Raw genomic sequence first — 20411 nt, 5'->3', positions numbered from 1 at the left:
ACCTCCTCCTGTCACGTTTGTCTTCAGGAATCTTCATCCGGGCGTTCCCCCTGGATGTCACATGATAGATTGCACCTGGAAATTCGATCCGCAGCGGTCTTGCCATAGCGCCTCACCTCAACCCCTACAACCTTATAATTCAAGACCTGACCCCGGCTTTTTACAGCGAAGATGAGACTTGACAAAGTGCAAGGGGCGTGGCAACTATATGTCGAATCGCTGAATCTTTGGATCTCGACATCAGTTCCGTCAAGCACTTCAAGTCAGAGATAGGCTCCCTATGACATCGATGGAGACATGAAACGGATTCTGAAAGAAAACTGCCAACGACCGACAAGTCATTTCATCGTCAAAGCAATTCGTGGGACGATGTGGGGTGATGGAAAGGCTATTCATTGGCTATGCCAAGAAATCCATTAGGGAGGGTGGCTGGGAGAGACTCGGGGAGATCGCAAAAAATGGAATACCTAAGGGGGAAGATTCCGTCGCGAAGGCGGCGAACGATTCATTCCTGCAATAACAGAAGCGGGACGACTGTTCGAGGAGGAAGAGATTTTCGTGTTGGAGTCGATGCGAATGGCAGAGTCAATGAAGGTAAGAGCCTCGATATGTAACGAGACTGTTCCCAAAGATCAGATAAAGAGGAGAGCGAAGACCGTCATCTCCACTCTTAAAGGGAGACGTATGAATGTATGGTGAAACTGTTATTAAGAATGGAGAGATTCAGACCCTCTGCCGTCAGTGCGACGAGCATTGCGGTCTGAACGTTTACGTCGAAGATGGCAGAATAACGAAGATCACTGGTTTCGAGGCCCACCCGCAGAACCATGGGTGGACCTGCCCCAAGGGACGAGCCGCTGTTGAACTAGTCTATCATCCTGAACGCCTTCTGAAACCCTTAAGGAAGGGAGTTGGCGGATCTTTTGTGGAGATTCCGTATACCCAGGCCATAAAAGAAATAGCAGACAAGATGCTTGAACTGAGGGAAAAGTACGGTGCAAGATCAGTAGCGGTGTGGACAGGGGAGGCCATAGGATTTCTTCAACAGGAGCAATACGCACGTCGTTTCATCCACGCATTTGGATCGCCGAACTATTTCTCAAGCGGATCAGTTTGCTATACCGCTCAATACGCTGCCTACTGCTTGGTCCAAGGATATCATACCTATTCCCCGGATTTTGAGAATGCGAATCTCACCATACTCTGGGGGACCAATCCCAGCGTCAGCCAACCCCCGCTGATGAGATCGATCGAAAGGGCTCGCAAAGGGGGGGCAAAACTCATTGTTGTGGACCCACGCCTTTCCACCACAGCCCGTAAGGCTGATATCTTCGTTCAAATCCGTCCAGGCACCGACGGAGCCTTGGCTTGGGGGTTAGCTCGTTACCTAATAAAAACCAAGAACTACGACCGTACCTTTGTGGAGAAATACTCAGCCGGTTTTGACCTGTTCGCGGAGTATGCAGATAGATTCACCCCTGAATTTGTGGAGGAGCAAACAGGGGTGCAGAGAGAGACCGTTATCGGAATTGCCAAGATGCTGGTGGAAAACATGCCTCGCATCGCCAATTATACTGCAATAGCATTGGAACATCAAACAAACGGCGTAAACACCATCAGGACCCTGGCCTGCCTCGCAGGGCTCTGCGGGGCTGTTGATATCAAAGGTGGAGAACCTTGGGCAAAACCCATGGGTACCCGAACATTGACTCTCTACGATGAACTCCCTCTGATGAATGAGAAACCTGTAGGAGCAGAAAAATATCCGGTTCTGTACCAGTTTGACAAACAATGTCACTCAATGACGGGCATCGATTATATGCTTGGTAACGGAGAGTATCCTCTGCGAGGGCTGATTGTCACCGGTGCAAATCCGGTCCTCACCAATCCCAATGCAAGAAAGGTCGCGAAAGCCTTCGCCAGTCTGGAATTGCTGGTCTGCCGAGAACTATTCCTGACCGAGACGGCGAAACTGGCTCACTATATTCTTCCCGCCGCCTCTTTTCTCGAAAGATCAGAGCTGTATTATCATCAAGCGTATCAGCTTGTTACGCTGACCACCAAAGTGCTTGATATCCCAGGTATTGTGGATGAGTATATGTTCTGGCATGACCTAGCTCATTCGCTCGGGTTTGGTGAAACGTATTTCCCGTGGAAGAACGAAGAAGACGTAAACCGGTGGATCTTAGAGCCCACGGGTGTAACCGTTGAGGAGTTGAGAAAACACCCCGAGGGGTACGTTTATGACTCTTTTGAGTATAAGAAGTACCAACATCAGCCATTCCCAACGCCCACGGGGAAATTTGAATTCTCTTCCCGGTATTTGAAAGAATTGGGTCTTTCTGAGATACCTGAATATGTGCCACCCCCGTACCGCGATCATCCGAATATGGAATACCCGTTCGTCTTGATCACTGGCGCCAGAAAGCCCCAATTCTTGCATTCGCGGTACCGAAATATCAAGCGATTTATCCAAGCTGTCCCAGAGGCTGAAGTTGAGATTCACCCGACAGACGCAAGAAGGCTGGGCATCAAGAACCAGGAACGGGTTCGGATAATTTCACAGATAGGTGCCATCGTGCTAGCAGCTAAGGTCGTGGGTGAGAAGGAGGCACTACCAGGAGTCCTTCAGATAACCCACGGATGGGACAAGGCGAATGTCAACATTCTCACAAACGACCATGCAAATGATCCTATCAGTGGATTTCCGAATCTGAAAAACGTAGCCGTCAAGATAGAGAAAGTGGATTGAACCACCGTCTTTGATCTGACCCCACCTGGATATCCTATTGGCAGATTAGAGCGATTCAGTTTGACCAGGGATATGTGGGGAGCGGCCACGGATAGAATGGAAGAGCCTCACTCAACCTGGATGAAACCATTGCCTCTGGGGCAGAGGGAAATGATTGATTTGTAAGCCAAACTGGTAAAAAGATCAGCCTGCTGGATTCAGCGATTCTATCTCGCAGTCGAATGCGTGGGATTTCGAATCCATGTTGACTTACACCAGGGGTTCTGCTTTAATACGTGGCGCAGGGCTGGGCAGCTCTTCGGTGGGGATAGTCGATTCACGTTCGGGGAAGAGGGCAGAGATTCTTCTTGAGCGTCTTAAGCCTAGCCCCGTATTATTTGGGGAAGGAGGTGATCATCGTTGTTCATAATGCGTGGTTCATAGCAGGATTTGCGGCATTTACTATTTCTCTACAAAATCTTGAAAGGGGGATTACAATGGTTAGTAGAAGACTGTTGCTTTGGAGGCTGGTCGGGTGTTTGTTGATTGCTTTTGCCATATTCGTGGTACCGGCCACGGGTATGACCAAGAGTGCCAAGCACATTCGTTTCCCCGTTGGGGGATGGTCAGGTGACTTTTTGCCGCCCTACATCGTCCAGGTGGTATTGGGGGATGAGTTAGGCTATACTGTAGAGGTTTTGCAAATTTCGGACGTTGCTTCAGCCGTAGCGTTAAGTAGAGGAGAGATTGAACTTAACTTTTTCCTCTGGTTCCCCAATTCTGAGCCTGCCGTCAAGCCGTTTTTTGAGAATGGTTCGGTTGTCGACCTGGGGGTTCTTTATGGTGATCTTCCCCAGGGGTTTTTTGTTAGCAAGCGGGAGGCGCAACAATATGGTATTAGAAGCATACCAGACTTGAATAATCCGGAGCTTGTCAAGTTGTTTGATGATGATGGGGATGGCAAGGGGGATTTGCTTGGCTGTCCTGCTGAATGGGCATGTGCGCGACTCAACGACGAAACTCTCGACCTTTATGGGTTAGACAAGCTTTACGAGCAGAAGATGGGGAGTGCACGACTATTGACGGCGGCAATAATAGGAAAAATGGAGAAGAATGAACCGGTATTGATGTCTAACTTCTGGCCAAACGACATATTCATTCACTATCCCCGGGGTGAGGCTTTCGTGTATCTGGAAGACCCTAAGAAGTTTTGGGGTTTCGCTCATGTTCCGAAACTGGCAAACGCAAAATGGGTGGCTGAGAATCCCAAAGCTGTTGAGTTGTTAAGGGCTATGAAGATATCAGGTGAAGACATCATGTGGATGATGGGGCAAGTAGAAGAGAAAGGCGATGATCCGGCCACCCTGGAGGCTTTGGCCCGAGAATGGGTGTCAAAGAACAAGGCGCTTGTGGATTCCTGGTTAGAGGCAATCGAGTAAAAGAAATGATATCAGCATATGATGTGGGTTGGAGGGGTAGAGTAGGGAACGATGGAGTCGACCCGGTTTTGTGGACACCTTGATCTTTTGGGAGGAGGTGTTCATGGTGCCGAGAACAAGACTCTCTTATGAGCCTGAGTTTCGTCGTCAGATGGTGGAGCTGACGAGGGCTGGGCGTGGCGCCGAGCAAGTGGCGAGGGAGTTTGAGCCCACCACGGCCCAGGCCATCCGCAACTGGGTGTGCCAGGCTCATCTGGTTGAGCGGCGTTTCACGGGTCCTGGCCACGACCGGCTGTGGTAAGCCGCCGTACAACCGTGAAATGGGTTCTGCCAATATGAGAGGGATCTCTTGCAAATTCTCCAAAGACGAATCTTAGCCGATGAATCTTGGAGAGAATTTGAAAGAGAACATAAATATGTTCGTTGTTCTGACGTCCGTCAGGATGAAAGAGAGGGGATGGTCGTGATGAAAGCATAAGATTGCCTCGAGACCCCAGAACACCACCGAGGTGACTATGAAGAGTCGGTCGGGGTAAAGAAGCGTTTACGATCGACTGAAAAGTAGGGAGGAAGAGGTTTCTTGCCAGGACTTGTTTGATCCCATGACTGGAAATGGTTATGGGGTTCCATCCGCTGGAAGGGGACATGAGTGTTGTCCCGCCCGAGACTTGTCCGAATTGGAGACGATTGAGGGGACGAGATGGGAAGTCCTTCCTCGACGGTTCCTGTCACCCCTAAATCGTGATTATGCCTATACTCATGAAGTCATTGTTTTCACGTAGGTTGAGCTACCGAGCAGTTTCTTGATGGCGAGCCCTTCCACTGCCGATCCAAGTTTACCTTGACAGATTTGAGGCAAAACTCATGACTGAAACCCAGATATCCCAGCCCAAAATATCCTGTAAGAATCTGTGGAAGGTCTTTGGGCCTTCTCCACGACATGCCTTGAGTGTGGTCACCGATACAATGAACAAGGAGGAGATACTGGACCAGACTGGTCATGTTATAGCTATAAGAAATGTTTCCTTCGATATTCTTGAAGGTGAAGTATTTATGATCATGGGACTATCAGGAAGCGGAAAGTCTACCCTGGCCCGTTGTCTCAACGGGCTCATCAAGCCAACCCGGGGGCAAGTACTTCTGGACGGGATTGATCTCGCTACCATGAATGAGGCAGAACTCAGGATGGCACGGCGCCACAAAGTGTCCATGGTGTTTCAGCATTTCGCACTGTTCCCCCATCGCTCCATACTCGAAAACGCCGCCTATGGGCTTGAGTTGCAGGGATTGGATAAAGGGTTACGGCAAAAGAAAGCACGGGAGGTGCTTGATCTAGTGGGTCTCAGGGGCTGGGAGAACTCTTACCCTGATGAACTTAGCGGTGGCATGCAACAGCGGGTGGGGCTGGCAAGGGCGCTCGCTCTAGACCCGGAAATACTGATCATGGATGAGCCGTTCAGTGCTCTTGACCCGCTCATCCGTCGTCAGATGCAAGACGAGTTTATTAGCCTCGTAGCGAAAGTGCGGAAGACCATTGTGTTTATCAGCCATGACCTCAACGAAGCACTCAAACTAGGTACCAAGGTGGCGATCATGAAGGATGGCGAGATCGTTCAGCTAGGCACTCCGGAAGAAATAGTTTCCGCGCCAAGCAACGAATACGTGGCCCAATTTGTCTGCGACGTCTCCCACGATAAGGTCTTACCGGTGAGAAGCATCATGAGGAAGCCAGAGCTAAAACTATATGCCAGTCAGAAGCTTAGGGCGGCCCTGCAGGTGATGGAGGTGAAGGGCATCGATCAGGCATTCGTCGTGAATTCCCAGGATAGGCTTATGGGCGTTATCAAAGCCGATGATATCAGTCAGGCCCTTACTCGTAATTGCACAACGCTGGACGAAATCACAATCGAGAGAGCCCCAATGGTTGGCCCTGACCAACCAATTGGAGAAGTAACTCCCCTCACGGCCGCCTGTGATAACACGGTAGCGGTGGTTGATGGTGATGAGAAACTTATCGGTGAAGTGCCACGCGTGGTTTTACTACGGGCCTTGGCGGGAAAGGAGAATCCTCATGGTACCGTCTAATACCCCATCCAAGGGAAAGGAGAACACGTCGACAGTTTGGCCCGGACAAATACTTAAGCGAAGCGTAACGGTTCTATCAGCCAGGCTTGGAGCGGTTGGATTCATAATCGTGCTGGGCTGGCTTTTTAACGACTATCGTGGAGGCTATTTCAAGATACCCTTGGACAAGTGGGTGGATGCCGCTATGGACTGGCTCGTACACAACCTGGGAGTGGTTTTCGATACCATAGGAGCTGTTACTGCGGTGGTGTTGAATAGCTTCGAGAGGTTTATGCTTTGGCTGCCATGGTGGTCGGTTCTTATGCTCGTTGCTCTGTTTGCCTGGTGGTTGGCCGGCCGCCGAACTACGATATTCAGTGTGGCCGGGATGTACTTCATTTTTACGCTCGGATTATGGGACCTGTGCATGGCTACCCTGGCCCTTATGGCAACGGCAGTGCTTATCTCGAATGCGGTGGGCATCCCTCTTGGAATAATCTCTGCCCGCAGTAACCGGGTGGAAGCCATATTGAGGTCGATAATGGATGTGATGCAGACCATGCCCGCCTTCGTCTATCTTATCCCTGCCCTGATGTTCTTTGGCATTGGTAAAGTGCCCGGCGTAATGGCTTGTGTAATCTACGCCTTGCCCCCAGTAGTCCGGCTGACCAATCTGGGCATCAGGCAGGTTCCCGCCGAACTGGTGGAGGCCGCCCATGCCTTCGGTTCCACCCAAAACCAGCTCTTGTTCAAAGTCCAGTTACCCGTCGCCTTGCCCTCGATTATGGCCGGGGTCAACCAGACCATAATGCTTTCTCTAGGCATGGTGGTTCTGGCAGCAATGATTGCGGCTGGGGGACTAGGTCGGGAGGTTCTCCTGGCGTTGGGGCAAATTGATATCGGCCGAGGGGTTATGGCGGGGACCAGTATTGTTATTCTGGCTATGGTGCTGGATAGGATTACTCAGGGCCTGGGCAAGCAGCGAAGAAGGACAGAAAAGGCCCGAGGCTGAGGCAGGACTCGGAAAAACATTAGACATACATTAGGGGACGCTTATGATTTTGTGCAAAACCTTGTTAGCCTATGGTTCACAGACGGAAGTTACTTTGAACAGCAATTTTCTCACCCCTTAACGATGCCCTACTCACCGCTGACTGGGAAATCCTCAGGCGACGTGACAACTCGACGGTGCTCATTCCCGGTTCACGATTGGCCCGGTAGCAAAGCAGACTCCGGGATTTGAAGTCTGGGGATCCTTGCCACGACCCAGGACAGAGCCAATGAACATGATTGGGGATGACGGATGACGATGTGATGATGGCACCGGCAGCATCTATTCTCGCTCTTCTTGGCATCCGTCCATCGGACGATGGAAATTGAGAAGAGGTAAGGCATAAAATCGTAGACGTCTCGGATTCCGGATTCATGAGTTTCCTCCTGGACATGATCAAACGCATCCTGCCAGGTGAAAAACCAGAGGAGGTGCCCATCAAAGGGAACGCCCTTTGCGGCAGAAGGCCCCTTTTGTGTCAAGAAAAGATCACGGATGTTGGTAGGGCTTGGAGCAAGAAAAGAATTGCCAGCCCCGTTCCAACGGGGCTGGCAATTAGGCGATTCCGATGTAAAGCTGGCTACACCAGGGTAGACAGCCTAGTCCCCTATATCGTAGGGAACTAGCTTTCCATCGTGATAGATCATCCAACGGATCTCCTCGTCGGCCTGCATGCCGTCTTTGTCAAACGTCTTGTCTCCTGTAACGCCCTTGTAGCGTTTGACTACGAGGGGAAGCACATCCTTGAGCACCTCTGGGTCGGTTGTATGAGCGTAGTTGACCGCCATCGACACGGTCCATACCGCGTCGTATGCATATGATCCCCACACCGTCAAAGGGGGTTCGCCGTACTTTTCCCTGTACCTGTTGACATAGTCTGGTGCGGCTTCGGCACCGGCGACCCACCCCCTGATCCCTTCGGCCGTCTCGGGGATGGCGTCGCTCGACCACATGGTCATGTAGTCGGCCCAGAACCCTTTGGGTGGTTTCAGGCCGAGTTCGTAGATCTGTTTCAGAAGGAGCTTTGCGTCTTCGCCCTGGCTTGTGAAGAACACGGCCTCAGGCTTTGCGGAAAACAGCCTTTGGAGTTCGGGCCTAAAGTCCTTTTCGCCGTGTTCAAACCTGACCTTGGTCACGCATTCCCCTCCGAGTTCCTTTACGGTCTTGCACGTGTAAACCTCGATCCCGATTCCGAAGGGATCGTTCTGGATTATGGAACCCCATCGTTTTGCGCCGGTGACCTTGAACGCTCCCCTCGCGAGCTTGGGTGCCAAGACATCGTCCGTTGCCGACATGTTGAAGAAATATGGGCCGACTTTGCGCATCTGGGGCGAAGTGGGGGCCACGGCCACTTGGAGGATGTGCCGCTTGTTGGTGATCTCGCCCGTAGCGAGCCCAGCCCAGCTGGAATAGGTTCCTATGATGATCTTCACCTTGTTGATGTCGATCAGCTTGCGCACGGCCTCCACCGCCTTCTCGGAGGTGGACTCGGTGTCTTCATAGATCAGCTCGAGCTTTCTTCCGAGTACCCCACCTGCCTTATTGATCTCCTCAACGGCGATCTGTTCCCCTCTCTGCATGTCCAGCCCCGGTGTGGCCAGGAAGCCCGTGAGCATGACCAGGGAGCCGAACCTGACAGGGCCCTTCTCATCTGCCCTTGCTCCTTTGGCTCCCAGAACGATGAGGGTGATCCCCAGAATCAAGACAACCAGTAGTTTTCCTAGTGCGAACCTTTTCATTTCTCTCCCTCCTTTCGGATGTTATTTGAACCCACGGTACGGCAAGACACCCTCTCTCATCACCTCCCTTCACCATGGACTTTCTCGGTATCCTGCATCGGATCCGGGGCAGATCCCCAGGGGGCAACGAGACGGCATAGGAGATCCCGCCTTCCTGTATCATCCCCCCAGATAGGTCTCCCGGATCTTGTCGTTCTCGAGGATACTCCGGGCAGCGTCCTCCAGGACATTCTGTCCCACCGCCAGTACGTATCCCCTCTCTGATATGGCCAGCGACCGGTAGGCATCCTGTTCGACGATCACGACGGCAGCCCCTCTCTGGCGGATCTTCTCTATGTTCTCAAATATGGAGTCAGACACCATAGGAGCCAGTCCTGCTGAGGGTTCATCCAGCAGCAGAAGCCTCGGTCGCGTCATCAACGCCTGGGCCATGGCAACCATCTGCCGCTGGCCCCCGCTCATGATCTCAACCCGCTGGTCCTTTCTATCCCCGAGCACCGGAAAGAGAGCATACATCTCATCGATCCTTTCCTTGACCGTTCTCTTCTCCTCTATGTACCCGCCCATCCGGAGATTCTCCTCCACCGTAAGGCTCGGGAAGACGTTCCGGAGTTGGGGGACATAACCGATCCCCTTCCGCACCTTGTGGTCAGGCCGGAGGCGGGTTACGTTTTCGCCCTGGAAGTAGACCGTGCCCCGGGTCGGTATGAGATAGCCCATGATGGTTTTGAGCAATGTCGATTTGCCGGCCCCGTTCGGACCGATGATAGTCACTATCTCGTTGGCTTCAACGGCCAGCGAGACTCCCTGGAGGACATCCACATCCCCGTAGCCTGAAAACACGTGGTCCACGTCGAGTATTCCCATGATTGCCCCTCTAGGAACCCTGCCCGGTTTGAACGGCTCGACCCCATCTTTTCCCGGACAGGTAGGCCCTGAGGACTTTCTTGTTTTGTTGGATCTCCGCAGGCGTCCCTTCGGCGATTTTCTCCCCAGAGTCGAGAACATAGACCATGTCACATATTGCACTGATCACTTTCATGTTGTGTTCGATGATGAAAAAGGTCTTGCCCTTCTTTTTCAGGTCCCGTATGAGCTCAAGCAGTTGGGCCGTAAGTGTCGGATTGACGCCGGCAGAGGGCTCGTCCAACAGCAGCAGGTCCGAGTCGGCCATGAGAGCCCTTGCCAGGGCGAGGAGCTTTTTCTGCCCGCCGGAGAGATTGGCCGCGTACTCGTTTCCAAGGGTATCGAGTCTCATTATTTGCAGGAGTTCCAGGGCCCTGTCGAGGTTGGCTTTCTCCGTGGCAGAGACCCGCCGCCATGCGAACAGGGCACTTGTGACTTCTTCTCCTGCCTGATTTCTTGCGGCAAGGAGCATGTTCTCCAAGACGGTCATCTTCATTGGAACCTTTGCGACCTGGAAGGTTCGGCAGAGGCCTTTTTTTGCCCGGGCACTGGGGGAGAGCCCGTCGATCTTCTCCCCTTTGAAGAGAATCTCTCCGGCATCCTTGGGATAGAGTCCGGATATGATATTGAAGAGGGTGGTCTTGCCCGAGCCGTTGGGACCAACCAGGCCGGTTACCGAACAGGGCTCCACATCGAGGGAAACTCTCCTCAACACCTGAAGGCCGCCGAAACTCTTGTCTATGTTTCTGACAGAGAGCACCGACCTCTCCCCTTTCTACCACCTGTAAATCTTCTTCTTCTCCCTCAGGAGTCCCTCCTTGAGGAACAGGATGGTAAGGACGATCAAAACCCCGATTGCTACCATTCTTATCGATGCCAGCCGGTCGGCTGGGATCGGTATGTAGTCCTTGAAGTAACGGGTCGAGCTGTAGAAGGCCTGGATGACCACGGCTCCCAGCAGGGCGCCCCGGGTGTTTCCCAGCCCTCCAAGTACGATCATGGCCCAGACAATGAAAGTGACGAGGGGCATGAACTGGTCCGGGCCGATGAACCCGAGATAGGAAGCGTAGAGGGTTCCCGCCACACCGGCAAGAGCGCCGCTGATCCCCATGGCTTTCATCTTGAAGACCGCTGTGTCTTTGCCCAGAACTTCCGAGAGGACCTCTTCTTCTCTTATCGTCTTGAGGACCCTTCCAAAGGGGGAATGGGTGAGCCTTTCCAGGATCAGATAGACGGATGCCAGGAAGGCACCGGCGAAGACGAGATAGAAGAAAGGGTATGCTCCGGCTGAAAAGACGTCTTCCAGAGGTGCGGGAATCCCACCGATCCCGTGAGCCCCTCCCCTATAATACCCGCCGCCTACGATCCATTTCTCGTTATAGAAGAACTTCCTGAGGATTTCGGCCACCGCCAGGGTGGAGATCGCCCAGTAATCCGCCTTGAGTCGAGACGTGGGGATGGCTATGAGGAGCCCGAAAATCCCGCATGCAACGACCGAACCCGCCAGAGCCACGGGAAAAGAGCAGTGGGCCACAAGCAGGAGGATGGTGGAAACATATGCTCCCAGCATGAAAAAGGCGACATGGCCGAAGTTCGCCAATCCTGTCAGCCCGAACTGGAAGTTCAGGGTGAGGCTGAGTATTCCGTATATCTCGGTCATGATTGCCAGATGTACCAAAAAGCGGATTAGCCCCTCCATCTCACTCGCTTCTCACCTTTCTCCCGAGTATTCCCGAGGGTCGCATGAGCAGAATCACCACCAGAATGAAGAAGGCAATGGCTTGTTTATAAGCCGTTGGTATCCACAGGGGCCTGGAAATACCCAGCAAACCTCCCAGGCTGAGGATCCGGCCGAAATCGAAATAGATGCCGAAATTCTCGGCCAGCCCGAGGGCGATAGCTCCGAGCATGGCGCCGTAAGGGTTTCCAAGGCCTCCCAGTATGGTGGCGCAGAAAACCGGTATGATCAGGGAAAAACCCATGTTTGGTTCTATCTCCGTTTCCAGGGCGTAAAGCACCCCGGCCAAACCGGCAAAGCACCCCGCAACAAACCAGGTCCATTGTATGACCACCTCTGTGGAGATTCCCCTGGCCTGTGCGAGTTCGGGGTTGTCCGACGTCGCCCTTATCGAGTTGCCGAGCCTTGTTTTGTGGAGAAAGAGATGGAGAGCGATGATAGAGGAAAGGGTGGCCAACAGGAGAAGGATCTGGACCATGGTGATTCGAGCCCCGAGTACCAGGATCGGTTTCTGGAGCCCGATGGCGAAAGACCGCGGGCGGGGTCCCCATATGGCACGGAGCGTGTTGCGGATAGCTATGGCCAGGCCGAAAGAGGCGATCATGACGATGATCGGATGGGTCATGCGGAGCCTCTTGAAGACCGTCCGGTCCAGAGCCATGGCCAGCACACCAGTGGCGAGGGTCGCAAGGGCCGCCGAAACGACGATATTCCAACCCAGGGTCACATTGAAAAAGAAGCCCATATAGGCCGCAAAGGCGGCGAGTTCGACATGGGCGAAGTTGGCGAACTTCAGGATGTCGTAGACGAGGGTCAGACCTATACTCAGCGTACACAAAACAGAAGCCCTGATAAGGCTGTTTATGATGATCTGGGTGATACTCATGCCTTACTCGTCTCTCCTCCCGGCCGAGGGGAGGAGATGCTACAGCTCGATTCGCATGCCGCTGTGGAGCTTGTGCAAGCGATCCCTGAACAACCCAAGTAGATGTGCCTCTCCCCGGAGCCCGGTGCAGTGGCCCACGTAGAGGTTCTCTACCTCGAGATCCATCAACGCCTGACCGGTCCTGGCGATCCTGTCCTCGTCTGCATCGATCAGATGAAGCCCCCCTATTACGGCGCAGACCCTCCTTTCACCGGTTATACGAATCGCCTGCTGGACTATGTTGACGATCCCCGCGTGGGAGCATCCCGTTATGACTGCAATGCCCTTGCTGTCTATCCTGACAACAAGGGAAAGATCGTCTCTTATCCCGTCAGGGACCAGTTCGCCCTTTTCTTCTGTGAAGGTATTCAAGGTCGGTGATTTCTCAAAGGAGACCTCCCGGTCGACTTCACCCGTGGAAAGCACCCCCGGCATCAGCGAAAAGGACGATCCGACCAAAACCGGCCGGGCCATGTTCCCCAGTCGCTCCGGGCGGCTCTCTGAAGGGACCCCGATGTGCCTGATCACGGGGTCCACCACGTAGTGAGGCCTGAACAGGGTGGGATGGCCGATGACCGGCAGATCCTCTTTGGCGATGGCCTTCACCATGCCGGCCAGTCCCCCCGTGTGGTCGTAATGGCAGTGGGAGAGAAAGATAAGATCCACACACTTGGGAGAGATGCCGAGGATTTCCATATTGTGCAGGATGGCTTCGGACGACTGGGAGACATCAAACAGGATGTATTTCGGTTGATCCGAACCGCGGATTTCCAGGAGCAGGGAGATCCCGTGGCTTCCCCAAAGGGGGGAGTCATACCCTGCATAGTCCTCTGCAAGAACGCTGATTACGATCTTGTTTACGCTGTCATTTTTGCCCATGATCTAATTCTCCTTCTCAGGGGTTGAAGTAAAGTTGATGCGAGCGGAGACAGTCTCCCTCTGTCGCTGGGAGGTGGGACTCGTCGCTTACAATACTAGGACCCCAGTGTAGACGTCGGAATTAGCCCTTATTGGTCCTGATCCTCAGACGAAGCTTCCGACCCTAGCCAATTCCGCCGAGAGCACCCTGCTAAACAGCCATACGAGTTAGTATGGATAAACCTCCAGACAAACCCGTATCATTGGTAGGCAAGAATTTAGCAGAGCCCTACAGATCATTCACCGCGGAGACTGGTTCTATAAAAAAAGGTAAATCCGCTGATGATCACCCAAATCCCCACGATTATGGAAGCTATTGGAAATACGTATATAGCAAAGGTGAACATACCTTTCTCCTTTCATTACGAGCTCGATTCCGGTGCGAATACCCGGGAGATTTCTTTCCAGTCCTTTGTAAGATAATGAACAACCCAGAAGGCTATCTGATTTGCGATAATCCCCGGAACCAAGCCGTCAAGCCCCCAGGGTTTCTTGAAGACCCAGATCCAGAGCGCTGTAACGAGTCCACCAAAGACGATGGCGTACACCCCACAATAGGGGCTGGCCTTTTTCCATAGTACCACGATCACCAGCGGGAGGATGATCGTTGGGGCCCACAATGCATAGATGTACAGGAGGCCGTCAATAAGGGAAGGTATGGAGATGGCAAAGATAATCCCCAGAACACCCATAATGATCGTAAAGGTCCTGCCTACCAGGATGGCTCCGCGATCACTAACCGTAGGATGGAAGAAGGGCTTGTAGATATCACGGTAGAAGTGTGTGGCCCCGGAATTGAGAAAGGAGTCCTGGGTTGACATGATCACACATACAATCGAGGCAATGGCAAAACCAATCATCCCGTGAGGTAGAATCTTCAAGACCATCTCCACCATGGCAGCATCAGGGTCCGCACCCGGCACCAGGGGATAGGCCACGATTCCGATGGCTATTACGATGAAAAACCAAATGAACGAATATATTCCTGCGGCGATGAACCCGGTACGTGCCCCCTTTACATCCGTAGAAACAAAGGCCCGTTGGGCGTAAGGCGGGACGAGGGTTTCTCCCAGCAAAAATCCGAGAAAGGGCCCGATAAACACCAGAAAGGAAAAATTGTGAAACGGTCTTAGGAATTCCCCAGGGATTTTCTCCACTAGGCCCCCTACGCCACCCACGTCGGAGAGCCCAAGTAGAAGTGTCAATGGTATGGCGATCACGATGACTACGAACTGCAAGATGTCCGTCTGAACCACCGACCACATACCACCAATTGCGGCATAAAGGACGACGATCCCAGCACTGAGAATAACGGCATAAACAAATGGAATACCTGCCACACTCTGTAAAACAAAACCCGAAGCACGAGCCACAACCCCCACGATACCCGCACAAAAAATAATCGCAATAACACCTGTGAGAAGCCTTGCGAGCGGGCCGAAGTGATACCCCATAACATCGCCGATGGTATAGGCATGTTCATACTCCCTTAGTTTGGGAGCAATAAATATCCCAACGAGGGTTGTCTGTATGGAGAAGGCACCAATTATGAATAGAAATCCTATACCCCCACTATACCCTTTGGCGGCTGTCCCCATGGTATAACCGGCCCCGATGAAGGAGGCTGAAAGAGTCGCAAAGACAACGGTTGCCGGCACCCTGTGGCCTGCGATAGCAAAGTCGTCCATCGATTTGAGACTTCGCACTGCTGCGATTCCCATGAAAACCAGGATGACAAAATAGACAATCATCATTACCCAATCGATTCCAATCATCACTTTTCTCCTTTCGTTTTTGGTGTTGCTCGAGACAGAGATTGAGCATTCAATAAAGGTCTACAACATCAACTATCCCCAATTTTCTAGTTCCTTTGTATCACCCCCCTTATCAAATCGTCTGACCCTATTGAAGACAACCGCATCAGTTCCTCAAAGAGGTATGATAGATCAACTCCAAGACGCGATACCAGCCCAATCCTTCCGTGAAAACAACCCAATTCATCACAAGATTGGCTGCCCTGCTAGTGCCGTGCGCCCTTGTGGCAGTGTCACCGGTAAGTTCTCTCATTTTTCCTCATTCATCCCTCTGTAAGAATCCCTTTGGGAAACTGAGTGGTATATGCGAGATGACTTCTCAGACATTCCTTGGCCTGGTGATAGTCAGCCGTCCTAATGAGGTTCAGAATCTGCTGATGCTCTTCAAGAGAACGTCTAGCTGCCTCGGGCATGGAGAAATGCATGTATTCATATCGAGCCAGACTGGAGGAAATGGTCTGGTAAAAGTGACTTATCCGAGAATTACCCGCTGATTCAACCAGTTTGATGTGGTAATCAGCAAAGGTTTCACGGTAGAGTAACATTTCGTGCGAATCCACATGAGACGGGATAGACAAACGGGAGGCTTTGGCCAAAGCAGAAGCCATCTGGGGCAAGTCCGTGATATTCTTGGCTTCAAGAAGGTCGATGGCATAGCACTCGATCATCTCCCTGGCCTCATAGACCTCCTGGAGATCCTCAGGTGATATCCCTGTGACGTAGGTCCCCTTTCTGGGAATGCTGGCGACGAGCCGATCGTGTTCCAGTATGCGAAAGGCTTCCCGTAGGGGAGGGCGACTCACGCCGAGATCCGAGGATAACCGGATCTCGTTCAGCTTCTGCCCTGGGGGCAGGTTTCCTGTGATGATCTGGGTTCTGAGATACTCCACAAGGCTTTTGGTTACACCCCGGATTTCCATGGTTCTCGCTCCGTGTCTATTGTCTATTGTCTACAAACATAAGTCAAGCTCTAGCCTCCACGAGATTTTCTCTTCGCCTGAGAAAGTCTGTCTTGCAGAAGGGGAGGCCTGAAGCGGACAGTCGGCGGACAAATCAAGCATCGTGCAGCACGGGGCCTTTGGAGAATTCTTTCTCCATGGTCCCCCAGAACAAGAGGAGGGCTCTCCTTGGAGAGAGGCGGGAATGCCGGACTTGACTATGGAGCGATGATTTTACTATTCTTTCTAAGAGTCGCGGAAGGAACTTCTCAGGGGGCAGGGTTTTTGTAGGGAAGGCGGAGCTTTGCCGGCATGGTGACTCTGTGGACCAAGTCTGTTCTCTCGCTCCCGCTGGTGGGGTTGGCGGTCGTTAACCTGGTTGTCATGCTCGAGCTTTCGGGGCGGGCCGAAAGGCGGTTCAGCCCGGGATCTCTCCGGTTGATTCATAGGATCTCGGGAGGCGCCTACATCGTCCTGTTCCTCTTGCTCTCCTATTTTTGCCTCAGGGTGATGAGGGTCTCTGGGCAGGAACTCTCGGCAAGAGCTGCTCTTCACGGCGGCCTGGCGGTGGCCACCCTCCTCCTGCTCTGTCTCAAGCTTGCGGTGGTCCGCTTCTACCGAAAGTATTACTCCATGGCCACTTCCTTTGGGTTTGCCGTCGTGGTGCTGACCGTTCTGACATGGGCAAGCTCGGGGGGTTACTATTTCACCATGAGGGGAACCTCGCCGCCTCTGCCAGGCGGGGGCCGTGGGGAGGGGCTTGCCCTGGATGGAGCTGTTGTCTTCGGCGGCAGTTGTTCTGGATGCCACTTTGCCGACAGGACCGATACGAGAATCGGCCCGGGTTTGAAGGGGCTTTTTGGCCTGGAGAGGCTTCCCACGAGCGGCTGGCCCGTGACGGAAGAGAACGTGCTAAGACAGTTGAAAACACCCTTTCGCGACATGCCTCCTTTTGCCCAACTCTCAAAAGAAGATGTTGAGGCGCTCCTTGCGTTTCTCCGGAGTCTTTGACGGAGGCCGAGGCCCCTTTCAGTGGAGAGAGGCCGAGATCACGGCTCTGTGCAGCGCCGTTGCACAAGATCAGAGTTGCAGGCCAGAATATGGGCCCGTGATCGTCCGGTATTCGGATGAACGCGCGACCGCGAGGCTGGAATGGTTGTTCCGCACCCTTTCAGGGAGAAATTCCTTTTTCTTTTCATGTCATTAATGCTCTATTTCGTAGTTCGGCCTTTCATCGAGGAATACGCTGAAATCGGTGTCCTCCTTGACATATTCCTGTCGCTGATTCTTTTTTCCGCAATCTACGCTGTCAGCAAGAAGAGGCGCCCTCTGGTCATCGGTTTGTTGATCGGTCTCCCGCCGTTTATTGGGCTCTGGTTGACACACTTCGTGGAGAGCCCTTCTCTCATTCTGATGGAAGATGGTTTTATGGTTCTCTTTTTTGGCTATACAACGGTCATGTTCCTGTCTTACGTGTTCAGACAAGATGAGGTTACCTTTGACACGATAATGGGTGCTGCCTGTGTTTACTTCTTCATCGGATTGATGTGGGGCTTTGCTTTTGCCATGATGGAAAGCCTTCTGCCCGGGTCTTTTCGGTTTGGAGAGGGTCAGGCTGTTGGTGGGAGCAATCTGATATACTACAGCTTCGTTACCCAGACTACACTGGGTTACGGAGATATCACGCCGGTGACCACTCCGGCCCGTTCCCTCTCGGTCCTTGAGGCCGTCATCGGCCAGCTATATCTGGGTGTCTTGATCGCAAGACTGGTGGGGGTCCATATCTCACAGTCTTCTGGTAAGTGAAGAACCCATGTCTTTTGGACGTGGGTTCTTCACCGGGATCCGGGAGGCGGTGGTTCGATCCATTAGGACGGTTCTGGTTGCAGGCCCGGATGGGGCGATGGTATCATACAGAAATAGGGAGGAATGATGCTTAAGAACTCACTCCTTGAGACGGAAGGGGAAACCCGGCCGTCGATCCGTGTCGAGGCCGGCCAAGAGGGGCTTCTCACGGTGAGGATCGAGGGCCGTCTCGATTCGACCACCACGGGCGGAATGTGGCGTGAGGCATTAGGGCTTCTGGAGAAGGCCTCGTCCCCTCGGGTTGTGGTCGATGCATCGGGAGTCGATTACTGCGATGGAACCGGGATCGGTTTGCTCCTGGAGCTTCGCCGTCGGCAGGAAGGGGCTGGTGGAGAGATCGAGATTCGCGGCCTCCGGCCCGAATTCCAACGACTCCTGGATCTGTTTGCGTCAGAGCCGCTCAAGGAGATCGAGGGCGAAAAGGCCAAACCGCTGTCTGTTCCTGAAGAGGTGGGGCGGGCGGCCGCCGGGGTCTGGCAGGATCTCCATACCCTGATTGCATTTGTGGGGGAGGTTTGTGTCGCTCTCCTGCATGCCCTGTTGAATCCGCGTGCTGTGCGGTGGAAAGACGCTTTCCTCGTCGCCGAGACCGCAGGCGTCAATGCCTTACCCATCATCGCCCTGATCAGTTTCCTGATGGGGTTGATCATGGCTTTTCAATCGGCTATCCCCATGCGCCAATTCGGGGCTGATATGTTCGTGGCCGACCTGGTTGCCATCGCCATGGTTCGGGAGCTCGGTCCCCTCATGACCGCCATTGTGCTGGCAGGCCGGTCCGGCTCCGCCTTTGCTGCCGAGTTGGGGACCATGAAGGTGAACGAGGAGATAGATGCCCTGACCACCATGGGGCTCGATCCGGTGCGGTTCCTCGTGGTGACCAGGTTGATCGGGGCTCTGGCCACCACCCCGCTGCTGACTGTTTTCTCCAACCTCCTCGGCGTGATAGGGGGGCTGGTTGTCTTCCTTTCCCTGGGTTATCCGCTGGTGACCTACGTGAACCGGATCGTCGCCTCGGTCGGCGTCATAGACCTTGCGGGGGGGCTTTTCAAAGCCTTTGTTTTTGGTATGCTGATAGCAGGAATCGGATGCTTGCGCGGCCTGGAGACCAAAACCGGCGCCAGTGCCGTGGGAGAGGCCGCCACGCGGGCCGTGGTCAGCGGGATCCTGCTCATCGTTCTTACCGATGGGATCTTCGGGGTCCTTTTCTTCTACCTCGGGATTTGAGAACCAATGGACCAGAATTCGCGCCCCATTATTCGCGTTGAGAACCTGACCGTTGCCTACGGAGAGTCGGTGATCATCGACGATATCTCCTTCGAGGTGAATCGGGGAGAGGTCTTCATTATCCTCGGGGGTTCGGGTTGTGGGAAGACCACCCTGATGAAGCAGATGATCGGTCTGTACAAACCCGCCTCCGGCAGGATCCTGATCGACGGGCAGGACATCGTATCGGCCGAGAGAGAAGAACGCCTCGAGATTCTCAGGAAGATCGGGGTCATGTACCAGAACGGTGCGCTTTTCGGTTCCATGACTTTGCTGGAAAACGTCCGGCTCCCCCTGGAAGAATTCACGGACCTCCCTCCGTCAGCCATGAATCTCGTTGCTCGAATGAAGCTGGCCCTTGTGGGGTTGAGCGGGTTCGAGAACCACATGCCCTCGGAGCTCAGCGGGGGCATGCAGAAGCGGGCCGCCATTGCCAGGGCCATGGCCCTCGATCCCCAGATCCTCTTTCTCGACGAGCCCTCCGCAGGGTTGGACCCCATCACCTCGGCCGAGGTGGATCAACTCATCCTCAATCTCGTTCGGAGTCTGCGGATCACTTTTGTCGTTGTCTCCCACGAGCTTCCAAGCATATACACAATCGCCGATCGGGTGATCATGTTGGATAAGCGGGTCAAGAAGATCGTTGCAATGGGGCGGCCCCAGGATCTACGGGATCACAGCGACAATCCTTGGGTCCGTCAGTTTTTCAGCCGGGAGGCGGCCGTTCAGGTGTCCGGATAGGCGTGATGGAGCAGTGAGGCGGATATGAGTGCAAAAGCGAGCTATTTCAAGATCGGCCTGTTTGTTATCAGCGCGATGACGATCGCCGTCATTGCGATCATCGTTCTGGGAGCCGGTGCCCTTTTTCGCGAGAAGATGATGATGGAGACCTATATAGACGGATCCGTCCAGGGGCTGGAAGTCGGGTCTCCGGTCAAGCTGCGGGGGGTTCAATGCGGGAAGGTCGAAGAGATCACCTTTGTGAGTTCAGAGTATTTTCCATCCACGGCTCCGACCAG

Annotated in this window: 18 protein-coding genes; 10 read left to right on the top strand and 8 right to left on the bottom strand. The window is 53.4% G+C overall.

Translation table 11 applies throughout. The features are described from left to right. Positions 1–688 precede the first annotated feature (688 nt). The 5 genes from JRJ26_18040 to JRJ26_18020 all read left to right on the top strand — a co-directional run bounded on the left by JRJ26_18040 (position 689) and on the right by JRJ26_18020 (position 7246). The gene (locus JRJ26_18040) at positions 689–2752 is read left to right on the top strand and encodes a molybdopterin-dependent oxidoreductase (GenBank protein MBW2059393.1); all 2064 of its coding nucleotides are present in this window, start codon (positions 689–691) and stop codon (positions 2750–2752) included. Positions 2753–3141: 389 nt separating this feature from the next. Continuing rightward, positions 3142–4170: a glycine betaine ABC transporter substrate-binding protein gene (locus JRJ26_18035; protein ID MBW2059392.1), complete on the top strand. Its 1029-nt coding sequence runs from the start codon at positions 3142–3144 to the stop codon at positions 4168–4170. Positions 4171–4273: 103 nt separating this feature from the next. Beyond that, on the top strand, positions 4274–4471 hold the full coding sequence (locus tag JRJ26_18030) for a transposase (protein ID MBW2059391.1): 198 nt from the start codon (positions 4274–4276) through the stop codon (positions 4469–4471). 563 nt (positions 4472–5034) lie between these two features. Further along, entirely contained in the window at positions 5035–6255 is a 1221-nt protein-coding gene (locus tag JRJ26_18025; GenBank protein ID MBW2059390.1) for a glycine betaine/L-proline ABC transporter ATP-binding protein, read from the top strand. Between the two features lie 184 nt (positions 6256–6439). Continuing rightward, the gene (locus JRJ26_18020; GenBank protein MBW2059389.1) at positions 6440–7246 is read left to right on the top strand and encodes a proline/glycine betaine ABC transporter permease; all 807 of its coding nucleotides are present in this window, start codon (positions 6440–6442) and stop codon (positions 7244–7246) included. 638 nt (positions 7247–7884) lie between these two features. Here the strand turns inward: JRJ26_18020 and JRJ26_18015 are convergent. The 8 genes from JRJ26_18015 to JRJ26_17980 all read right to left on the bottom strand — a co-directional run bounded on the left by JRJ26_18015 (position 7885) and on the right by JRJ26_17980 (position 16245). After that, positions 7885–9024 (bottom strand): ABC transporter substrate-binding protein, encoded by a 1140-nt coding sequence (locus JRJ26_18015; protein ID MBW2059388.1) that lies wholly within the window; start codon positions 9022–9024, stop codon positions 7885–7887. Positions 9025–9183: 159 nt separating this feature from the next. Beyond that, a complete protein-coding gene (locus JRJ26_18010) occupies positions 9184–9891 on the bottom strand; it encodes an ABC transporter ATP-binding protein (protein MBW2059387.1) in 708 nt (235 codons plus the stop codon). Positions 9892–9901: 10 nt separating this feature from the next. Further along, entirely contained in the window at positions 9902–10690 is a 789-nt protein-coding gene (locus JRJ26_18005) for an ABC transporter ATP-binding protein (protein MBW2059386.1), read from the bottom strand. Positions 10691–10705: 15 nt separating this feature from the next. Next, positions 10706–11629: a branched-chain amino acid ABC transporter permease gene (locus JRJ26_18000; GenBank protein ID MBW2059385.1), complete on the bottom strand. Its 924-nt coding sequence runs from the start codon at positions 11627–11629 to the stop codon at positions 10706–10708. 1 nt (position 11630) lies between these two features. Then, positions 11631–12554: a branched-chain amino acid ABC transporter permease gene (locus tag JRJ26_17995; GenBank protein ID MBW2059384.1), complete on the bottom strand. Its 924-nt coding sequence runs from the start codon at positions 12552–12554 to the stop codon at positions 11631–11633. Positions 12555–12593: 39 nt separating this feature from the next. Continuing rightward, the gene (locus JRJ26_17990; protein ID MBW2059383.1) at positions 12594–13472 is read right to left on the bottom strand and encodes an MBL fold metallo-hydrolase; all 879 of its coding nucleotides are present in this window, start codon (positions 13470–13472) and stop codon (positions 12594–12596) included. Between the two features lie 401 nt (positions 13473–13873). After that, complete coding sequence (locus tag JRJ26_17985) at positions 13874–15286, bottom strand: sodium:solute symporter family protein (protein MBW2059382.1); 1413 nt, start codon at positions 15284–15286, stop codon at positions 13874–13876. Positions 15287–15588: 302 nt separating this feature from the next. Next, the gene (locus JRJ26_17980; protein ID MBW2059381.1) at positions 15589–16245 is read right to left on the bottom strand and encodes a GntR family transcriptional regulator; all 657 of its coding nucleotides are present in this window, start codon (positions 16243–16245) and stop codon (positions 15589–15591) included. 330 nt (positions 16246–16575) lie between these two features. Here JRJ26_17980 and JRJ26_17975 point away from each other — a divergent pair, with 330 nt between their 5' ends. From JRJ26_17975 to JRJ26_17955, 5 genes are all read left to right on the top strand, one after another. Continuing rightward, the gene (locus JRJ26_17975; protein ID MBW2059380.1) at positions 16576–17274 is read left to right on the top strand and encodes a cytochrome c; all 699 of its coding nucleotides are present in this window, start codon (positions 16576–16578) and stop codon (positions 17272–17274) included. Positions 17275–17415: 141 nt separating this feature from the next. Continuing rightward, on the top strand, positions 17416–18069 hold the full coding sequence (locus JRJ26_17970) for a two pore domain potassium channel family protein (GenBank protein ID MBW2059379.1): 654 nt from the start codon (positions 17416–17418) through the stop codon (positions 18067–18069). Positions 18070–18195: 126 nt separating this feature from the next. Further along, entirely contained in the window at positions 18196–19353 is a 1158-nt protein-coding gene (locus tag JRJ26_17965; GenBank protein MBW2059378.1) for an ABC transporter permease, read from the top strand. A 6-nt stretch (positions 19354–19359) separates the two neighbouring features. Beyond that, complete coding sequence (locus JRJ26_17960) at positions 19360–20133, top strand: ATP-binding cassette domain-containing protein (protein ID MBW2059377.1); 774 nt, start codon at positions 19360–19362, stop codon at positions 20131–20133. 24 nt (positions 20134–20157) lie between these two features. Continuing rightward, on the top strand, positions 20158–20411 hold a 254-nt coding region (locus JRJ26_17955), incomplete at its 3' end, for an MCE family protein (GenBank protein MBW2059376.1).

This window comes from Deltaproteobacteria bacterium (assembly GCA_019308905.1).
Taxonomy (GTDB): domain Bacteria; phylum Desulfobacterota; class BSN033; order WVXP01; family WVXP01; genus JAFDHF01.
Note: the sequence above shows the minus strand (reverse complement) of the source record. Positions and strands in the feature narration are given on the sequence as shown.

Excerpts from the sequence above, each read along its gene's own strand:
- JRJ26_17960 (MBW2059377.1), top strand. The coding sequence starts at position 19,360 with ATGGACCAGAATTCGCGCCCCATTATTCGCGTTGAGAACCTGACCGTT.
- JRJ26_18020 (MBW2059389.1), top strand. The coding sequence starts at position 6,440 with ATGGACTGGCTCGTACACAACCTGGGAGTGGTTTTCGATACCATAGGA.
- JRJ26_17965 (MBW2059378.1), top strand. The coding sequence starts at position 18,196 with ATGCTTAAGAACTCACTCCTTGAGACGGAAGGGGAAACCCGGCCGTCG.
- JRJ26_18010 (MBW2059387.1), bottom strand. The coding sequence starts at position 9,891 with ATGGGAATACTCGACGTGGACCACGTGTTTTCAGGCTACGGGGATGTG.
- JRJ26_17975 (MBW2059380.1), top strand. The coding sequence starts at position 16,576 with ATGGTGACTCTGTGGACCAAGTCTGTTCTCTCGCTCCCGCTGGTGGGG.
- JRJ26_17980 (MBW2059381.1), bottom strand. The coding sequence starts at position 16,245 with ATGGAAATCCGGGGTGTAACCAAAAGCCTTGTGGAGTATCTCAGAACC.
- JRJ26_17995 (MBW2059384.1), bottom strand. The coding sequence starts at position 12,554 with ATGAGTATCACCCAGATCATCATAAACAGCCTTATCAGGGCTTCTGTT.
- JRJ26_18030 (MBW2059391.1), top strand. The coding sequence starts at position 4,274 with ATGGTGCCGAGAACAAGACTCTCTTATGAGCCTGAGTTTCGTCGTCAG.
- JRJ26_18000 (MBW2059385.1), bottom strand. The coding sequence starts at position 11,629 with ATGGAGGGGCTAATCCGCTTTTTGGTACATCTGGCAATCATGACCGAG.
- JRJ26_17985 (MBW2059382.1), bottom strand. The coding sequence starts at position 15,286 with ATGATTGGAATCGATTGGGTAATGATGATTGTCTATTTTGTCATCCTG.
- JRJ26_18025 (MBW2059390.1), top strand. The coding sequence starts at position 5,035 with ATGACTGAAACCCAGATATCCCAGCCCAAAATATCCTGTAAGAATCTG.
- JRJ26_17990 (MBW2059383.1), bottom strand. The coding sequence starts at position 13,472 with ATGGGCAAAAATGACAGCGTAAACAAGATCGTAATCAGCGTTCTTGCA.
- JRJ26_18015 (MBW2059388.1), bottom strand. The coding sequence starts at position 9,024 with ATGAAAAGGTTCGCACTAGGAAAACTACTGGTTGTCTTGATTCTGGGG.
- JRJ26_18040 (MBW2059393.1), top strand. The coding sequence starts at position 689 with ATGTATGGTGAAACTGTTATTAAGAATGGAGAGATTCAGACCCTCTGC.
- JRJ26_17970 (MBW2059379.1), top strand. The coding sequence starts at position 17,416 with ATGGTTGTTCCGCACCCTTTCAGGGAGAAATTCCTTTTTCTTTTCATG.